This is a genomic window from Amycolatopsis sp. WAC 01416 (assembly GCF_003947485.1).
Taxonomy (GTDB): Bacteria; Actinomycetota; Actinomycetes; order Mycobacteriales; family Pseudonocardiaceae; genus Amycolatopsis.
The window spans coordinates 52889-67659 of record NZ_QHHX01000016.1 but is presented as its reverse complement, the minus strand read 5'-3'; the positions used below and the strand labels follow the sequence as shown (position 1 = coordinate 67659).

14 protein-coding genes are annotated in these 14771 nt (G+C 68.4%); 7 read left to right on the top strand and 7 right to left on the bottom strand.

Annotation, left to right across the window (positions count from 1 at the left end; translation table 11 throughout):
* Positions 1 to 7 precede the first annotated feature (7 nt).
* Entirely contained in the window at positions 8 to 1201 is a 1194-nt protein-coding gene (locus DL990_RS39220; protein WP_199746786.1) for a lipid-transfer protein, read from the bottom strand.
* Between the two features lie 296 nt (positions 1202 to 1497).
* Positions 1498 to 2730, bottom strand: coding sequence for a hypothetical protein (locus DL990_RS39215; RefSeq protein ID WP_125801699.1), 1233 nt, complete (start codon positions 2728 to 2730; stop codon positions 1498 to 1500).
* A gap of 242 nt (positions 2731 to 2972) precedes the next feature.
* Between DL990_RS39215 and DL990_RS39210 the strand changes: the two genes are divergently transcribed.
* On the top strand, positions 2973 to 3680 hold the full coding sequence (locus DL990_RS39210; protein WP_125801698.1) for an RraA family protein: 708 nt from the start codon (positions 2973 to 2975) through the stop codon (positions 3678 to 3680).
* Between the two features lie 70 nt (positions 3681 to 3750).
* Here the strand turns inward: DL990_RS39210 and DL990_RS39205 are convergent, their stop codons facing one another.
* Positions 3751 to 4566, bottom strand: coding sequence for a ThuA domain-containing protein (locus DL990_RS39205; RefSeq protein WP_125801697.1), 816 nt, complete (start codon positions 4564 to 4566; stop codon positions 3751 to 3753).
* A 131-nt stretch (positions 4567 to 4697) separates the two neighbouring features.
* On the opposite strand from DL990_RS39205, the gene DL990_RS39200 reads away from it, so the two are divergent.
* Positions 4698 to 5582 carry a LysR family transcriptional regulator gene (locus tag DL990_RS39200; protein ID WP_125789233.1) on the top strand — a complete coding sequence of 295 codons (885 nt, stop codon included), beginning with the start codon at positions 4698 to 4700 and terminating at the stop codon, positions 5580 to 5582.
* A 166-nt stretch (positions 5583 to 5748) separates the two neighbouring features.
* On the opposite strand, the gene DL990_RS39195 is transcribed toward DL990_RS39200, so the two are convergent.
* Together DL990_RS39195 and DL990_RS39190 are read right to left on the bottom strand one after the other, a co-directional pair.
* On the bottom strand, positions 5749 to 6543 hold the full coding sequence (locus tag DL990_RS39195; RefSeq protein ID WP_125789232.1) for a thioredoxin domain-containing protein: 795 nt from the start codon (positions 6541 to 6543) through the stop codon (positions 5749 to 5751).
* Positions 6544 to 6545: 2 nt separating this feature from the next.
* Positions 6546 to 7034, bottom strand: a complete 489-nt coding sequence (locus DL990_RS39190) for a MauE/DoxX family redox-associated membrane protein (RefSeq protein ID WP_125789293.1) — start codon at positions 7032 to 7034, stop codon at positions 6546 to 6548.
* A 91-nt stretch (positions 7035 to 7125) separates the two neighbouring features.
* Here DL990_RS39190 and DL990_RS39185 point away from each other — a divergent pair, with 91 nt between their 5' ends.
* Positions 7126 to 7953 carry a glutamate ABC transporter substrate-binding protein gene (locus DL990_RS39185; RefSeq protein WP_125789231.1) on the top strand — a complete coding sequence of 276 codons (828 nt, stop codon included), beginning with the start codon at positions 7126 to 7128 and terminating at the stop codon, positions 7951 to 7953.
* Positions 7950 to 10340 (top strand): ATP-dependent helicase HrpB, encoded by a 2391-nt coding sequence (hrpB, locus tag DL990_RS39180; protein ID WP_125801696.1) that lies wholly within the window; start codon positions 7950 to 7952, stop codon positions 10338 to 10340. Before DL990_RS39185 ends, hrpB begins: the two co-directional genes overlap by 4 nt.
* A gap of 4 nt (positions 10341 to 10344) precedes the next feature.
* On the opposite strand, the gene DL990_RS39175 is transcribed toward hrpB, so the two are convergent.
* The gene (locus tag DL990_RS39175; protein ID WP_125789229.1) at positions 10345 to 11133 is read right to left on the bottom strand and encodes an ion transporter; all 789 of its coding nucleotides are present in this window, start codon (positions 11131 to 11133) and stop codon (positions 10345 to 10347) included.
* A gap of 135 nt (positions 11134 to 11268) precedes the next feature.
* Between DL990_RS39175 and DL990_RS39170 the strand changes: the two genes are divergently transcribed.
* The 3 genes from DL990_RS39170 to DL990_RS39160 are packed head-to-tail and all read left to right on the top strand — an operon-like array spanning position 11269 to position 13972.
* Positions 11269 to 12186, top strand: coding sequence for an ATP-binding cassette domain-containing protein (locus DL990_RS39170; protein ID WP_125801695.1), 918 nt, complete (start codon positions 11269 to 11271; stop codon positions 12184 to 12186).
* Positions 12183 to 13229 carry an acetylhydrolase gene (locus DL990_RS39165; protein WP_233599246.1) on the top strand — a complete coding sequence of 349 codons (1047 nt, stop codon included), beginning with the start codon at positions 12183 to 12185 and terminating at the stop codon, positions 13227 to 13229. The genes DL990_RS39170 and DL990_RS39165 overlap by 4 nt, the downstream gene beginning before the upstream one ends.
* Positions 13226 to 13972 carry an ABC transporter permease gene (locus DL990_RS39160; protein WP_125801694.1) on the top strand — a complete coding sequence of 249 codons (747 nt, stop codon included), beginning with the start codon at positions 13226 to 13228 and terminating at the stop codon, positions 13970 to 13972. The genes DL990_RS39165 and DL990_RS39160 overlap by 4 nt, the downstream gene beginning before the upstream one ends.
* Before the next feature lie 237 nt (positions 13973 to 14209).
* Here the strand turns inward: DL990_RS39160 and DL990_RS39155 are convergent, their stop codons facing one another.
* Complete coding sequence (locus DL990_RS39155; protein ID WP_125801693.1) at positions 14210 to 14755, bottom strand: TetR/AcrR family transcriptional regulator; 546 nt, start codon at positions 14753 to 14755, stop codon at positions 14210 to 14212.
* Positions 14756 to 14771 lie beyond the last annotated feature (16 nt).

Below are 14771 nucleotides of genomic sequence, written 5' to 3'. Positions count from 1 at the left end.
GGTGGGATCAGCGCTCGGCGCGCTGGTAGGCGGTGACGACGGCGGCGCCACCGAGTCCGATGTTGTGCTGCAGCGCGGCCTGGACGCCGTCGACCTGGCGTTTGTCCGCGGTTCCGCGCAGCTGCCAGGTCAGTTCGGCGCATTGCGCGAGACCGGTGGCGCCGAGCGGGTGCCCCTTGGAGATCAGCCCGCCCGACGGGTTGACGACCCACTTGCCGCCATAGGTGGTGTCCCCGGAGTCGACGAGCTTCCCGGCTTCCCCTTCGGCGCAGAGTCCCAGCGCTTCGTAGAGCAGGAGTTCGTTGGCGGAGAAGCAGTCGTGCAGTTCGATGACCTGGAAGTCTTCGGCGCCGAGCCCGGCCTGGTCGTACACCTGGTGGGCGGCCTGGACGTTCATGTCGTAGCCGATGATGTTCTTCGCGGTACCGTCGAAGGTGCTGGCGAAGTCGGTGGTCATCGCCTGCCCGACGATCTCGACGGCCTGCTCCGCCAGCCCATGCGAGTCCACAAAGGACTCGCTGGCGAGGATCGCCGCGCCGGAACCGTCCGAGGTCGGCGAGCACTGGAGTTTGGTGAGCGGGTCGTAGATCATCCGCGAGTCGAGGATGTCCTGCAGCGAATAGCTTTCCTGGAACTGCGCGTACGGGTTGTTCACCGAGTGCCGGTGGTTCTTCTCGCCGATCTTGGCGAAATGCTCGGCGGTGGTGCCGTAGGTCTTCATGTGCTCCCGGCCGGCCGCGCCGAACATCCACGGCGCCGGCGGGAAGAGCACCTCGGAGATCTCCGCGAGCGCCTGGAGGTGCCTGCCCATCGGCTGCTCGCGGTCGTCGTAGGTGGAGCCGAGCGATCCCGGCTGCATCTTCTCGAAGCCCAGCGCGAGCGCGCAGTCCGCGCGGCCGCCCCGGATCGCTTCCGCGGCGAGGTACAGCGCGGTCGACCCGGTCGAGCAGTTGTTGTTGACGTTGACGACCGGGATCCCGGTCATGCCCAGTTCATAGACCGCCCGCTGTCCCGAGGTCGACTCTCCGTAGACGTAGCCGACGTAGGCCTGCCGCACCTCGTCGAAGGAGATCCCGGCGTCTTCGAGCGCCTTGGTCCCGGATTCCTTGGCCATCTGCGGGTAATCCCAGCCCTCACGACGTCCGGGCTTCTCGAACTTCGTCATGCCCACGCCGACGACGTACACCTTGTTGGCCACCACGACGCTCCTTGTCCGTTGCCGGGTCGCTGCTGCCACTGAAGATACAGACAGGACTGTATTTATCAACCCTTACATACAGGTCTGAACGGATGTTACTTACGGCACGTTGCGTGTCAGGTGACTCAAACAGGCGGCTTACACCCCCGTTAACCAGGACGAACACAACTCAGGGGATTCGATGAAACGTACGAGCTTGGTCCTGGCAGGCACTGGTCGGCATGGCTGACGGCGCGTCGGGGGGTCGGCGCGGTGCGTTTGGCTGGCGCGGCGGTGGTGGTCGAGCAGTTCTGCTGACCTCAGGCGGTCACCACCTTCAGTACTTCGAGCAGGGCCTCGGCTCGGTGGTGGGGGTGGGTGACCGACAGCGCGAGCTCTTCCGCCCGGTCGATGTCGGCGTGGGCCATGGCGATCGCCGTGTGCGCCAAGGCTTCTTGGAGCGCGAAGTAGGTGTCAGGAAGGGATTCGCAGAGCCGTTCCGCGCGTTCAGGATCCACTGCCGCCATGGCCTCGGCAGCCGCCGCCAGGGCTGCGGTCCGTTCGAGGTCGTTCTCGATGGACTTCGCGATGCGTTCGGCGCGCTCGGGTTGTGCGGCGCCGATGGCGCCCGCCACGACACCTGTCGGCCACGGGCTTCCGGTCTCCTTCGCGATCGCCTTGGCCCGTTCCACCGCCCGGTCGGGATCGCGCGTGGCGAGGGCCTTGATCACGGACGTCATCGCCACGGTGTGGTCGTGCTGGTCCATGATCCGCCGTGCCAGCTGATCGGCTTCGGAGATCAGACTGTCGGCACGGGACCCCGTGCGAGAGGCCATCTTCGCCGCTATATCGGCCAGCAGGGGTGCGAGCTCGGCCGGTTCCTTGAACGAACGGGCGATTCTCACGGCGCGATCGGGATCGGTCGCCGCGGCCGCCCTCGCCACCTCGGCCAGGAGGCGACCATGCCGCCGAGGGCCCGCCGAGGTGGCGATCCGTTCGGCCAGTCGGAGATCGAGCGCGGTCGCGGCCATCGCCGCGTAGTGGACACCCACTTGACGGTTCTCCTCGCCCACCCTGGCAGCGGACTCGATCAGGCGCGTCGCGCGGCGAGGGTCGCTGGGCGCCACCACTGTCGCCATGTCCGCCAGTGCTTTCGATGCCGCCCACGAGGCCTGGTGGGCACGAGATGCCGCTTCGTTGAGCAGCTTCTTGGCCCGGCGGGGGTCTGAGGGTGCCACCGCGACCGCCAGTTCGGCCATCGCCACCAGCGTCCACCGGTCCCAGAGCGGACCGACGCCGCCGAGCAGCCGCTCGGAACGGGCGGGATCGGTGACCGCGAGCCGGGCGGCCATCGTCGCCAGCAGTGAATCGCGCCCGTTCGACCTGGCGAACTGTTCGCTGCGCTCAGGGGACACGGTGGCCACGAACTTCGCCGTCTCCACCAGAAGCCTTTCGCGTGTCTCTCGGAAGGCTTCTGTGCTCGGTGACCGGGCGGCGTCGATCAGCTGGTCGAGCAGCCACGCCGGCCGCCTCGCGTCCTCGTCCGCGTTCACCCGCACGACCTCCCCGTCGACTGTTTCCTCACCGTGAGGAACCAGTCTGGCAGGAAACCGGGCTATCAGAGCCCCTCCCGAGCGCGGAGGCTATTCGTCGGCAACGAGAGCGGGATCGACGCGATGCTCGACCTGGCGACAGTCGTCAACACCGGCGCCTTCGGCAAGATCTTCCGGGAGCGCTGCAGGGCCGCGGCCACGACAACACTCCCGTGGTGTGGCGCCGTGGCTAAAGTCGGGATATGGATCCCGAGGAGCTTCGGCAGCGGTTCTCCCAGCTGACCACCGCGCATCTGACCGATGGCTGCGTCCGCGCCGGCGTCCCGGTTCGATGCGCGCCCGTCGGCACGCACTCGGTCGTACCCGGCGGACGCGTGGCCGGGCGGGTCACCCCCGCCCGGCACGTCGGCAGCGTCGACGTCTTCCTGGAGGCGTACGAAACCGCGAACCCCGGCGACGTCCTCGTCGTCGACAACGGTGGCAGGCTCGACGAGAGCTGCGTCGGGGACCTCGCGGTTCTCGAAGCGGAAGGGGCTGGGTTGAGCGGCGTCGTCATCTGGGGACTGCACCGCGACACCGCCGACATCAAGAAGATCGGGCTGCCGGTGTTCAGCCTCGGCTCGATCCCGACAGGTCCGCTCTCGGTCTCCGCCCGCCCGGACGGCGCGCTCGACTCGGCCGTCGTCGGGGACTGGACGGTGACGCGGGAAGATCTCGTGTTCGGCGACGAGGACGGCGTCCTGTTCATCCCTGCCGACCGGGCGGACGAGGTCCTGGACCGCGCCGAGGCCATCCGCGACACCGAACGGCTCCAGGCCGACCGGATCCGCGCCGGAGAGTCCCTTCGCGAGCAGGTGCGCTTCGCCGACTTCCTCGCGGAGCGCGCGAAGTCGCCTTCGCTGACGTTCCGGGAGCACCTGCGCGCGGTGGGCGGCGCCATCGAGGAGTAGCAAGGGACCTTTGCTATCACCGAGGGCCTGACCAGCGAAAACGCGCCTTGTCAGGCCCTCGGCACCCCAGTCAGGAGGCCTTCACGCCGCCGAGCCACAGCAGGCCGTCGACGACGAAGCGGTTCTGCACCTCACTGGCGAAGGTCGACGAAAGCGGCTGATTCGTCTCGTAGTTCATCTTGTTGTGCCCGAAGTTGGCGTAGAGCATCTTGTACTTGGTGTTGGTCCAGAGGATCGGGTAGTACCCGCTGTACCAGGACTGATTCGGATCGGTCCCGAGCGGGAAGCTCACCGGGTCCACCGACGCGAGGATCCGGATGTCCTGGTTCCTGCGCAGGTCACTGTTCCAGGCGTACCACTCGCTCACCGACGAGGTGAACGTCGCGGGCAGCCGCGTGGTCGAGGGATGCGGCCGGTTCTCCACCTTCAGCGTCGCCGTCGTCGGCCCCCAGGTGTTGGACTTGAACGCCCCCGTGCCAAGGAACCTGTTGTGGTACCAGTCCCAGCCGGACGGATTCGTGGTGAACGCCGCCACGTGGAAACCGAAGAACGCGCCGCCGGCCTTCATGTAGCGCTCGAAGCCCGCGCGCTGCGACGAGGTCTGCGGCAGGTCGTCCAGGAACAGCACGACCTGGTACTGCGAGGGTTGCAGCGAGTTCAGCCGGTTCCAGTCATTGGTCGCGGTGTAGCCGAAGTTGTTCTGTGAAGCGGTTTTCGGGAACCACTGGTTGGCTTCCTTGACGAAGCTGATGTGCGCCGCGTCGTAGGTCCCGTTGTAGAAGGCCAGCACCTTGAACGCGGGCGCCGCCTGCGCCGAAACCGGCGCCAACGCCAACGCGAGACACGAAACGAACAGCAGAGCGAGCCGGACCACGAATTTCGTCATACCTCACCACCCATGCCGAGTGCGTAAATTCATTGCTTGAATTAACACATGACACGGCAGCGATGGTCTAGACCTGCGACAAAGACGGTTCCCGCTGACCGGCACCGGCCACTATCGATAACCTGGAGATTATGGAACTGCGGGATATCGAGATCTTCCTGGCGCTGGCCGACGAACTGCATTTCGGCCGCACCGCGGAACACCTGCACGTCTCGCAGGCACGGGTGAGCCAGACGATCAAACAGGTGGAACGCCGGATCGGCGCACCACTGTTCGCCCGCACCAGCAGGCGGGTCCGGCTCACGCCGATCGGCGAACGGTTGCGGGACGACCTCGGCCCCGCCTACCGCGCGCTGCACGAAGGCATCGACCGCGCCGTCGCGGCCGGGCGCGGGATCGGCGGCGTACTGCGGCTGGGCTTCGAGGCACCCGGCGTCGCCGATCTGATCGAAGACCTGCTGGCCCGCTTCCGGCAGCGCCACCCGGACACGGAACTGCTCATCCGTGAGGCCGATTTCGCCGACCCGGTCGCGATGCTGCGCTCGGGTGAGATCGACGCGCTGGTGACGCTGCTCCCGGCCGACGAACCCGAGCTGACGACCGGACCGGCCGTGTACACCGAACCGATGGTGCTCGCGGTGTCCTCGAAACATCCTTTCGCGCGACGGAAATCAGTCACCCTCGACGACCTAGCCCGCGACACCGTCCTTCGTGCGGCGCATCCTCCGGAGCCGTACTGGATCGAAGAGCCACGCCAGTGGCTGACACCGGCCGGTCACCCCGTGACGCGAGGCAAGCCCTTCGCGACGTTTCAGGAACTGCTCGCCGCGATCGCCACCGGCGCCGGCATCTGCCCGCTCGCCGCACACGCACAGGAGTACTTCAGCCACCCGCGAATCCGCTTCGTACCCTTCGCCGGTTCGCCCGACGTCGAGTGGGGCCTCGTCTGGCCGCGCTCCGCCGAGACAGCCCGCGTACAGGCCTTCGCGGCTGTCGCCTCCGCTTCGCTCCCCTGACTCCCCCGCAATTCGTCATCTACTTGCGGCGAGACCTGCGGAAAGGGAGCAAGGGACCTTTGCTATCGCCCGGCCGCGCACCCCACGCCGCGCCCCGCCCTAAGTACATGAAGGCCCCCTTCCTGTACCTAGGCGCAAGGAAGGGGGCCTTCATGTACTTCGAGAACTAGCCGACGACCTTCTGCACCCAGTCCGCCTCGAGCTTCACGACCTGCCCGTTCGCGGTGACGGTCGGTGTACCGAAGCCCGGTCCGTTGCCGAAGTCCTGCTGCAGCGCCGGATCCGTCGAGATCTTCTTGTACGCGTCCTGGATCTGCTGCTCGTAGGCGCCACCGTTGACCGCCATCGCGAAGGCCGGGTCGGTGATGCCGACGTCCTGGCCGAGCTTGATCAGCTGCGCCTTGTCGAACCCGCGTCCGCCTTCCTCCGGCTGATCCTTGAACAGCGCGTCGTGGAAGGCGAGGAACTTGCCCGCGTCGGCCGCGGCGAGCGAGGCGTTGGCGGAGTCCAGCGAATAGCCCGGCGGGTCGGAACGCTGGTTGAGCATCGGCAGCATGTGGTACCGGACCTGCAGGGTCCCGTTGTTCACCTGCTCCTCGATCTGGCCCTTGAACGACTCTTCGAACTGCTTGCAGACCGGGCAAAGGAAGTCTGCATAGATGTCGATGGTCTTCTTCGCGTCGGGCTTGCCGACGACCACGGCGGCCCCGTCACGCTTCTCCACGACACCCGGCGCCGAGGCGGTCGGCTGTGCCCCGATCACCTTGCCCTCGGTGCTGTCCTTGCTGGACGTCGTCCAGATCACGCCACCGATCACCAGCGCGGCGAGCACGACCACCGCGACGGCGATCGCGACGACCTTCTTCTTGTCGCCGCCGGCGACGCCCCTGGCCTGTGCCACCGAGCGCGACGCCGTCTGCTGCTGCTTGCGTTTCCGAGCGTTGCGCTCAGCTCCACCCACGATTATTCGTTCCCTTCAGCGATACCCACATAGTCGTCGTCCGCGGGGGCGCGAGAGTTCCCGAGCCAGCCGTCCACGGACAGCCAGGTCCGCGGCCGCACGATCAGCCAGACACCCAGTAGCGCGAACCCGAGGTCCCTGGCGATCTCCTGCGGATACCTCGTCTGATCCGCGGCGATCTGACCGCCACCGCCGAAGCAGCCGCAATCGATGCTCAGCCCGCGCGCCCAGGATTGGGCGATCGCGGCGATGAGCACCGCGAGCATCAGCACCGACAGCACCGACACCCACCGGGTCACGAACCCGGCGAGCAGGAACAGGCCGAGCGCCAGTTCGACGAGCGGCATCCCGATCGCGACCGGGCGGACGAGCCCGTCCGGCAGGACATCGAAAGCCTGGACCGCGATGTAGGTCTGTCCCGGATCGCTGATCTTCAGCGCTCCGGAAACCAACCAGACGGCGGCCAGTCCGAGCCGGGCGAGTGTGCCCACGGCGTCGAGTACGACTTGGGGCGGTCTACGCACGGGCCTAGGCTAACCGTCGACCCTGAGAACAACGTGAGGCGGCGGACGGAGGCACCCGATGAGGGGACGCGGCCTGCTGGTGGCCTGCTTGATGCTGGTCACAATGGCGGCCTGTTCCACTGAGACCGGTCCGTCGGATTCCCTCGTCGTACGCGCCGTCGGGTCCGGCGAACTCACCATCGGCATCCGCTTCGACCAGCCGGGACTCTCCAAACGGACGATCGACGGCCGGTACGTCGGCTTCGACGTCGATGTGGCGAAGTACGTCGCGAGTGAACTGGGTGTCGACGAGGATCACATCACCTGGCACGACAGCAAGCCCTCGTCCCGCGAGACGGACATTACTTCCGGGACCACGGATCTGATGGTGGCGAGCTACTCGATCACCGAGAAACGCAAACAGATGGTCGCCTTCGCCGGGCCCTATTTCGACACCGGCCAGGATCTGCTCGTCCGCCTCCGGTCGACCGACATCACCGGCCCCGAGAACCTCAACGGCCGCAAGCTGTGCGCCGTGGGCGGCACCACCTCGGCCGAGCAGGTGCGCGACAAGTTCGCCCAAGCCGTCCAGCTCGTCGAGTACCCGCGCTATCAGGACTGCGTCACGGCGTTGCTCGCAGGACAGGTGGACGCGGTGACCACCGACGACGTCATCCTGGCCGGTTACGTGGCGCAGAACCCGGAGTTGCTGCGGGTCGTCGGCAAGCCGTTCTCGAAGGAGAAATACGGTGTCGGCCTGCGCAAGGACGACACCGAGGGCCGGGCCGCGGTGGCCAGGGCCATCCAGAAGATGATCTCGTCCGGGGAGTGGCTCGCATCGCTGAACCGCAACATCGGCCCGTCCGGTTACCGGATCCCGCCTCCGCCGCAGGTCACCGAGCAGTGACCCTTCCCGATCTGCCGGTTCGCGCCGTCCTGCCCGAACTCGAAGCCGCTCTCGACGCACACGGCACCGCGGTGCTCGTCGCGCCCCCTGGCACCGGCAAGACCACCTTGGTACCGCTCGCGCTGGACAACGGCGAAGGCCGGGTGGTCGTCGCCGAGCCGAGGCGGCTGGCCGCGCGGGCCGCGGCGGCGCGGATGGCGTCCCTGCTGGGCGAACGGGTCGGCGAGACGGTCGGCTATTCGGTCCGCGGGGACCGGAAGGTGTCGTCTTCGACCCGGATCGAAGTGGTGACGTCGGGGTTGCTGGTCCGGCGGGTGCAGGGCGATCCCGAACTGAGCGGGGTTTCGACCGTCCTGCTCGACGAATGCCACGAGCGGCATCTCGACGCGGACCTGTTGCTGGCGTTGCTTCTCGACGTGCGCGCCGGATTGCGGGACGACCTGCGCCTGCTCGCGACGTCCGCCACCGTGGCCTCCGGGCGGCTGGCCGCGCTGCTCGGGGACGCGCCGGTGATCACCGCGCACGCGAGGACTTATCCGGTCGACGTCTCGTACTCCCCGCCCGCGCGCGGCGAGCGGGTCGAGGCGACCGTCGCCCGCGTGATCCACAAAGCACTGTCCGAAGGGGACGGTGACGTGCTCGCGTTCCTGCCTGGCGCGGGCGAGATCGCCAGGGTGAGCGGGCTGCTCAGCGGCCTGGACTCCGATGTGCTGCCCCTGCACGGACGGCTTTCGGCGGCGAGCCAGGACGACGCGTTGCGCCAACGCGCCCGCCGCCGGGTGGTGCTGTCGACTTCGGTCGCCGAGTCCAGCTTGACCGTTCCGGGCGTGCGCGCGGTGGTGGACTGCGGACTGTCGCGCGTGCCCCGTGTCGATCATCGGCGCGGCCTGCCGGGTCTGGCGACGGTCCGCGTTTCGGCCGCGGTCGCCGAGCAGCGCGCCGGCCGCGCCGGACGCGAGGCGCCGGGCCGTGCGTACCGGTGCTGGGCGGCGCACGAACAAGGTTCCCTGCCCGCCTACCCCGAACCCGAGATCCGGACGGCCGAACTGGCACGGTTCGCGTTGGAGCTGGCGTGCTGGTCCACTCCGGATGGTTCCGCCCTCTCGTGGTGGGATCCGCCCGGCGAAGGCGCGCTGGCCGCCGGTCGCGCGTTGCTGACCACCCTCGGGGCGACCGCGGAAGACGGGACGGTGACCGAACGCGGCCGGAAAATGGCCGGGCTGGGCCTGCATCCGCGGCTCGCGAGGGCGTTGCTGGACGGCGCGGCGCGGACCAACGCGCGTTCGGCGGCCGAAGTCGTCGCACTGCTGGACAGCGGTGGCACGCTGACCGACCTCGAAGCCGAACTGCGGCGAGTGCGCGGCGACGAGCGCTGGAAGCGTGACGTGCGGCGGCTTTCCAAGCTGGTGCCCGACGGCGGCAAGGCCTCCGATCCGGCGCTGGTCGTGGCGCTGGCCCATCCCGAGCGGCTCGCACGACGGCGTTCCGCGGGGGCACCGGTGTACCTGATGGCAGGCGGGACGGCGGCCGAACTTCCGCGCGGCAGCGGACTGGCCGACGTCGAATGGCTGGCGGTGGCCGAAGCGACCAGGGATCCCGGCCGCGCGCAGGGCGTCATCCGGCTGGCCGCGCCCGCGGACGAGGACCTCGCCGTCCGCGCGGCGCCGAATCTGGTGTCCTCTGTGGACGAAGTGCACTGGTCTTCCGGTGACGTCGTGGCACGTTCGGTGCGACGGCTCGGAGCGATCGTGCTCGCGGAGAAACCGTTGCGCTCGCCCGCGCCGGACGCGATCCGCGCCGCACTGCTGGACGGCTTGCGCACCGAAGGGCTCGGCCTCTTGCGATGGCCGGAGGACGGCCGGCGACTGCGTGAACGGCTGGCGTTCCTGCATCGAGTGCTGGGATCGCCTTGGCCCGCGGTCGATTCGACGACACTGTTGTCCACTTTGGATAGCTGGCTCGACCTCGGGACGGCGCGCCGCCGGTCGGATCTGGCTTCACTGGACGCGGGCGCCGCCCTGCGCGGACTGCTGCCCTGGCCCGAAGCGTCGCGTTTGGACGAACTGGCGCCGGACCGGCTGGAGGTACCGTCGGGTTCGCGGATCCGCGTCGACTACTCGGGTGAGCAGCCGGTGCTGGCCGTGAAACTGCAGGAGACCTTCGGCTGGCTCGCGACGCCAGAGCTGGCGGGCGTGCCCGTCGTACTGCACCTGCTGTCACCCGCCGGACGGCCGGCCGCGGTCACGGCTGATCTGGAATCGTTCTGGCGCAACGGCTACGCGGCAGTGCGTGCCGATCTCCGCGGCCGCTATCCGAAGCATCCCTGGCCCGAAGACCCGATGACCGCCGCGCCCACCCGTCGCACCGCGCGGCGCGGCGGGACCTGACCGCTCAGTCCATCAGCTGGTGCTGCGGCCGGGTCGGCAGTTGCGCCGCCAGCTCTTCGTCGTCCTCACGCTCGTTCAACCCCAGCTGCACCGCGCTCCGGATCTGCTCCCGGTTCTCCCGCACCACGTGCGCGAAGAACTCGTCGGTCCGCGGATCGGTCAGCACCTCGAGGATCACGCGCATCGCGGTGTCGATCACCGAACGCACCACCTCGTCGTGGAACGGCAGCTTCGAAAGCCGTCCCGCCTGCGGATCGTTCTTGAGCTTCTCGGCGATGATCCCCCGCAGCAGCGACTGGTTCTCCCCGAGTGAGCGCGCGAGGTTCTGCGGATAGTTCCCGGTTTCCAGTACCTTCACGACCTCGTCGAGCACGGCGATCGTGATCGGCTTCTTGATCGCCAGCACGATCGGCCGCGAAAGCCGTTCGACCAGCCGCTGCGTGAACCGCTCCCCGAACGCGCGGTCCGCCGTACGGGCGAGCCGCACCAGCACCACGACGATCCGCAGCAGCCGGAACCCGCGCAGCGCCGGATGCGCGATGGGGATCATGCCGAGGATCTCGTACCAGTTGCGCAGCGGGAATCGCTTCTCCCAGCCGGTGCGCCGCCACCGCCAGAGGAATTCCAGCGCGAAGATCCCGCACACCACGGTGTCGATGACGAAGACGCGATGCGCCGTCTCCTCCGAATGAGGGAAGAACGTCACGTAGGCGAGCAACCCGACGGAGAACACGGCGAGTACGAGCATCACCAGGTCGAGCGGATTCACGCGCCGTTGTTCGCGGGTGGTCATGGCGCCGATTGTGCCTTTCCGCGGCGACTCGTGCCGAGCGGCACCTGTCGAAAGTAAGGGATGGCCGATGACTTCAGGGCAATGCCCTCGGGTGCCCCCGCGTCAGAGGATTCGGGGACACGAAGGAGGACGCGGATGATCACGCTTCGAGGACTCACGAAGCGCTATGGCGAGAAGACGGTGGTCGACGGGCTGACGTTCGCCGTCGAGCCGGGCAAGGTGACCGGTTTCCTCGGTCCCAACGGCGCGGGCAAGTCGACGACCATGCGGATGACGCTCGGCCTCGACGCGCCGAGCGCGGGTGAGGTCCGGATCGGCGGCAAGACATACGCCGACCTGCGGTATCCACTGCGCGAGGTCGGCGCGCTGCTCGAAGCCAAGGCGCTGCACCCGGGGCGGAGCGCGGGCAAGCACCTCCTGGCCATGGCGCACAGCAACGGGCTCCCGGCGAGCCGGGTGGACGAGGTGCTCGCGACGGTCGGCCTGACCGACGTCGCGGGCAAACGAGCCGGGACGTTCTCACTCGGCATGGGGCAGCGGCTCGGGATCGCGGGCGCGTTGCTGGGCGACCCGGGTGTGCTGATGTTCGACGAACCGGTCAACGGCCTCGACCCCGACGGCGTCCGCTGGGTGCGGCAGCTGATGCGCTCACTCGCGGAAGAGGGCCGCACGGTTTTCGTGTCGAGCCATCTGATGAGCGAGATGCAGCTGACCGCCGACAGGCTGGTCGTCATCGGCAAGGGAAAACTGCTCGCCGACGCGCCGGTCGACGAATTCATCGCGGGCAACTCGCGGACGTCGGTCGCGGTGCGGGTGCCCGCTCCCGCCGACCTGCGCACCCTCGAACAGCGACTGCGCGCGCTCGGCGCGACCACGGAATCCGATCGGGACGAACTGATCGTGCACGACATGGGTGTGCATCTCGTCGGCGACGCGGTGCACGAACTCGGGATCCGCGTGCACGGACTGGCCGAACGGACCGCGTCACTGGAACAGGCATACATGGAACTGACCGCATCGTCGGTCGAATACGGAACGGGAGTCGCGGCATGAAGAAGTCACTCATGGTCTCGGTAGCAGTGATCGCCGGCCTGCTGGGAGCACCGGCGGTCGCGTCGGCCGCCCCGGCCGCCCCGGCTTTGTCGCTGCCCGCGCCGGGTGGCCCGCTCCCGATCGGGCTGCGCACGCTGCACCTCACCGACCAGCAGCGAGCCGACCCTTGGGTGCCCGAGAAGCGGCGCGAGCTGATGGTCAACGTCTGGTACCCGGCCGTCCCCCTCGGGAAGGCGCCGCTGTACATGACGCATGCGGAGTCGGCGGCGGCGGTCGCCGGACGGAAGATCGACGCGCCGCCGGACACGCTGAGCAAGGTCCGGGTTCACTCGAGGGAGAACGCGCCTTCGCTGCCAGGACGACGTCCGCTGGTGCTGCTTTCGCCTGGCGCGGGCAACAACCGGATCACGCTGACCTCGGTGGCGGAACGCCTTGCCGCACAAGGTTTCGTGGTCGCCGGGATCGACCACGCCTACGAAGCCTGGGCGACGGAGTTCCCCGACGGACTGCGCCAGTGCGTCGCTTGTACACGACCGAACGACCCTTGGCCCGCCGCGATCGCGAACCGCGCGATCGACACGTCGTTCGTCGTCGACACCCTGCTGAAGGACCGTCGCTGGTCGATCGACGCTACGAAGATCGGGATGGCCGGTCACTCGGCTGGAGGTTCGGCGACCGCCGCCGCGATGGTGGCCGACCGGCGGATCAAAGCGGGCGTGAACGTCGACGGCCCGTTCTTCGGTGCCGTTTCTCTCGACCGACCGTTCCTGCTGCTGACCAGCCCGACCGGCGAAAAGTACTACCGCACGTCGTGGAACGAGACCTGGCCGCGGCTCACCGGGCCGAAGGAGCAGGACCTGCTCGAGGACAGCGGCCATTCGTCGGTGACGGACGCGGCGATCCTGGTCGACCAGCTGGGGTTGCGGCCGCACCTCCCGCCGACCGAGATCGAGAACCAGTACGGCTCGATCGATTCGTGGAAGGCGCTGGACTTCTTCCGCGACCGGCTGACCGGCTTCTTCAAGCAGTGGAGCGCACGATGAACACGATCTCTTCGGAATGGACCAAGTTCTGGTCGGTCCGGTCCACCTGGTGGTGCCTGATCAGCGGACTTTTCCTGATGCTCGCCTATTCCGGCGCGCTGGGCCTGGCCGCGAACTCCGGTGTCGAAAGCTCGATGGCTCCGCACGCCGTGGTGGCCGGAGCGGCGTTCTACCTCACGCAGTTCGCCGTGGTCGCGCTGGCGACGCTGTTCGTCACGAGCGAGTACGCCAGTGGCAGCATCCGCTCGACCCTGCAGTGGGTCCCGGTGCGGAACCGGGTCCTCGCCGCGAAATCGGCCGTCCTGCTGCCGGTGCTGTTCGGCTACGGCGTCCTGAACACCCTCGCCGGCGTGGCGATCTCGGCGCCGCTGATCCCCGACCGGGACTCCTCGGTGGGCGAGGTCCTCGCGACCTCGGCGGGCATGGGCGGCTACTTCGCGCTGCTGGGCCTGCTCTGCCTCGGCCTCGGGACGGCGCTGCGGAGCACGGCGGGGACGATCGTGACCGTTTTCGTGCTGCTGGTGATGATCCCGATGTTCGCCGGTTCGCTGGGCGGGGAAGACATCGTGAACTACTTCCCCGGCTTCGCGGGCGTCAACGCGATGGTGACCCCCGGCGAGCCGAACCCGATCTTCGGGGGCGTCTCGCCCTACGCGCCTTGGGTCGGCATCGCGCTCTGTACGGCGTGGGCGGCGGCCGGTCTCGTCACCGGCTCCACCGTGCTGCGGCGCCGCGACGCCTGAGGGAGAGCAAGGGACCTTTCCGCAGATGACCGTGTGGATTTTGGGACGTCAGATGTCCCAAAACCCACACGGTCAGTCAGCGCCGCTACGCCAAGTACAGGGTGTGGGGATATAGAGACACTCAACGTCCCTATATCCACACACCCCGGCCGTCGAGAGAAGCGAGAGCAAAGGTCCCTTGCTCCCCCAACGCACAAAACCGCAGGTCAGCGCCCCGGCGATAGCAAAGGTCCCCCGCTACCCCGCCACCCCGAGCCCCGCCAAAACCTCCCGCGCCCCCCGCGTCAGCTCCTCCAGACCGGGCGGCCGCAGCGAGCCGGTCCCGGCCAGCGCGTCGAAGACCGTCCCGTCCAGCCAGGCGACGAGCACCCGCGCGTGCCGCTCCGGCTCCGCCGATCCGCATCCGGCGAGCACCTCGGCGCATCGCCGCCGGATGACCAGTCCCCCGCGGTCGTAGGCCTCGCGCAGCTCCGGCCGCCGCGTCGCCTCCAGCGCGAATTCGTATCGCGCGAGCATCCGCGTCCTCCCGTTCGTGATCGCCGCGTGGGCGAACCCCGCCACGTACTCGGCCAGCCGTCCGGGCGGCGGATCGAGGGTGACGTCGTCGAGTTCGACCATTCGCGAGATCGCCAGCTCCAGCAGCGCCGCCCGCGTCCGCGCGTAATACGAGGTCGAGCCCGACGGCAGCCCGGCGAACCGGTCGACGGCGCGATGCGTCAACCCTCGCATCCCTTCGGCCGCGATCACCTCGATGGCCGCGTCCCCGATCGTCGCCTTTCGCACTCTACAAGTGTAGTAG

What these genes read in the sequence shown, in the direction of transcription:
- DL990_RS39210 (WP_125801698.1), top strand. Translation starts at nt 2,973, where the DNA reads ATGGATCCCGAGGAGCTTCGGCAGCGGTTCTCCCAGCTGACCACCGCG.
- DL990_RS39205 (WP_125801697.1), bottom strand. Translation starts at nt 4,566, where the DNA reads ATGACGAAATTCGTGGTCCGGCTCGCTCTGCTGTTCGTTTCGTGTCTC.
- DL990_RS39200 (WP_125789233.1), top strand. Translation starts at nt 4,698, where the DNA reads ATGGAACTGCGGGATATCGAGATCTTCCTGGCGCTGGCCGACGAACTG.
- DL990_RS39185 (WP_125789231.1), top strand. Translation starts at nt 7,126, where the DNA reads ATGAGGGGACGCGGCCTGCTGGTGGCCTGCTTGATGCTGGTCACAATG.
- DL990_RS39175 (WP_125789229.1), bottom strand. Translation starts at nt 11,133, where the DNA reads ATGACCACCCGCGAACAACGGCGCGTGAATCCGCTCGACCTGGTGATG.
- DL990_RS39170 (WP_125801695.1), top strand. Translation starts at nt 11,269, where the DNA reads ATGATCACGCTTCGAGGACTCACGAAGCGCTATGGCGAGAAGACGGTG.
- DL990_RS39165 (WP_233599246.1), top strand. Translation starts at nt 12,183, where the DNA reads ATGAAGAAGTCACTCATGGTCTCGGTAGCAGTGATCGCCGGCCTGCTG.
- DL990_RS39160 (WP_125801694.1), top strand. Translation starts at nt 13,226, where the DNA reads ATGAACACGATCTCTTCGGAATGGACCAAGTTCTGGTCGGTCCGGTCC.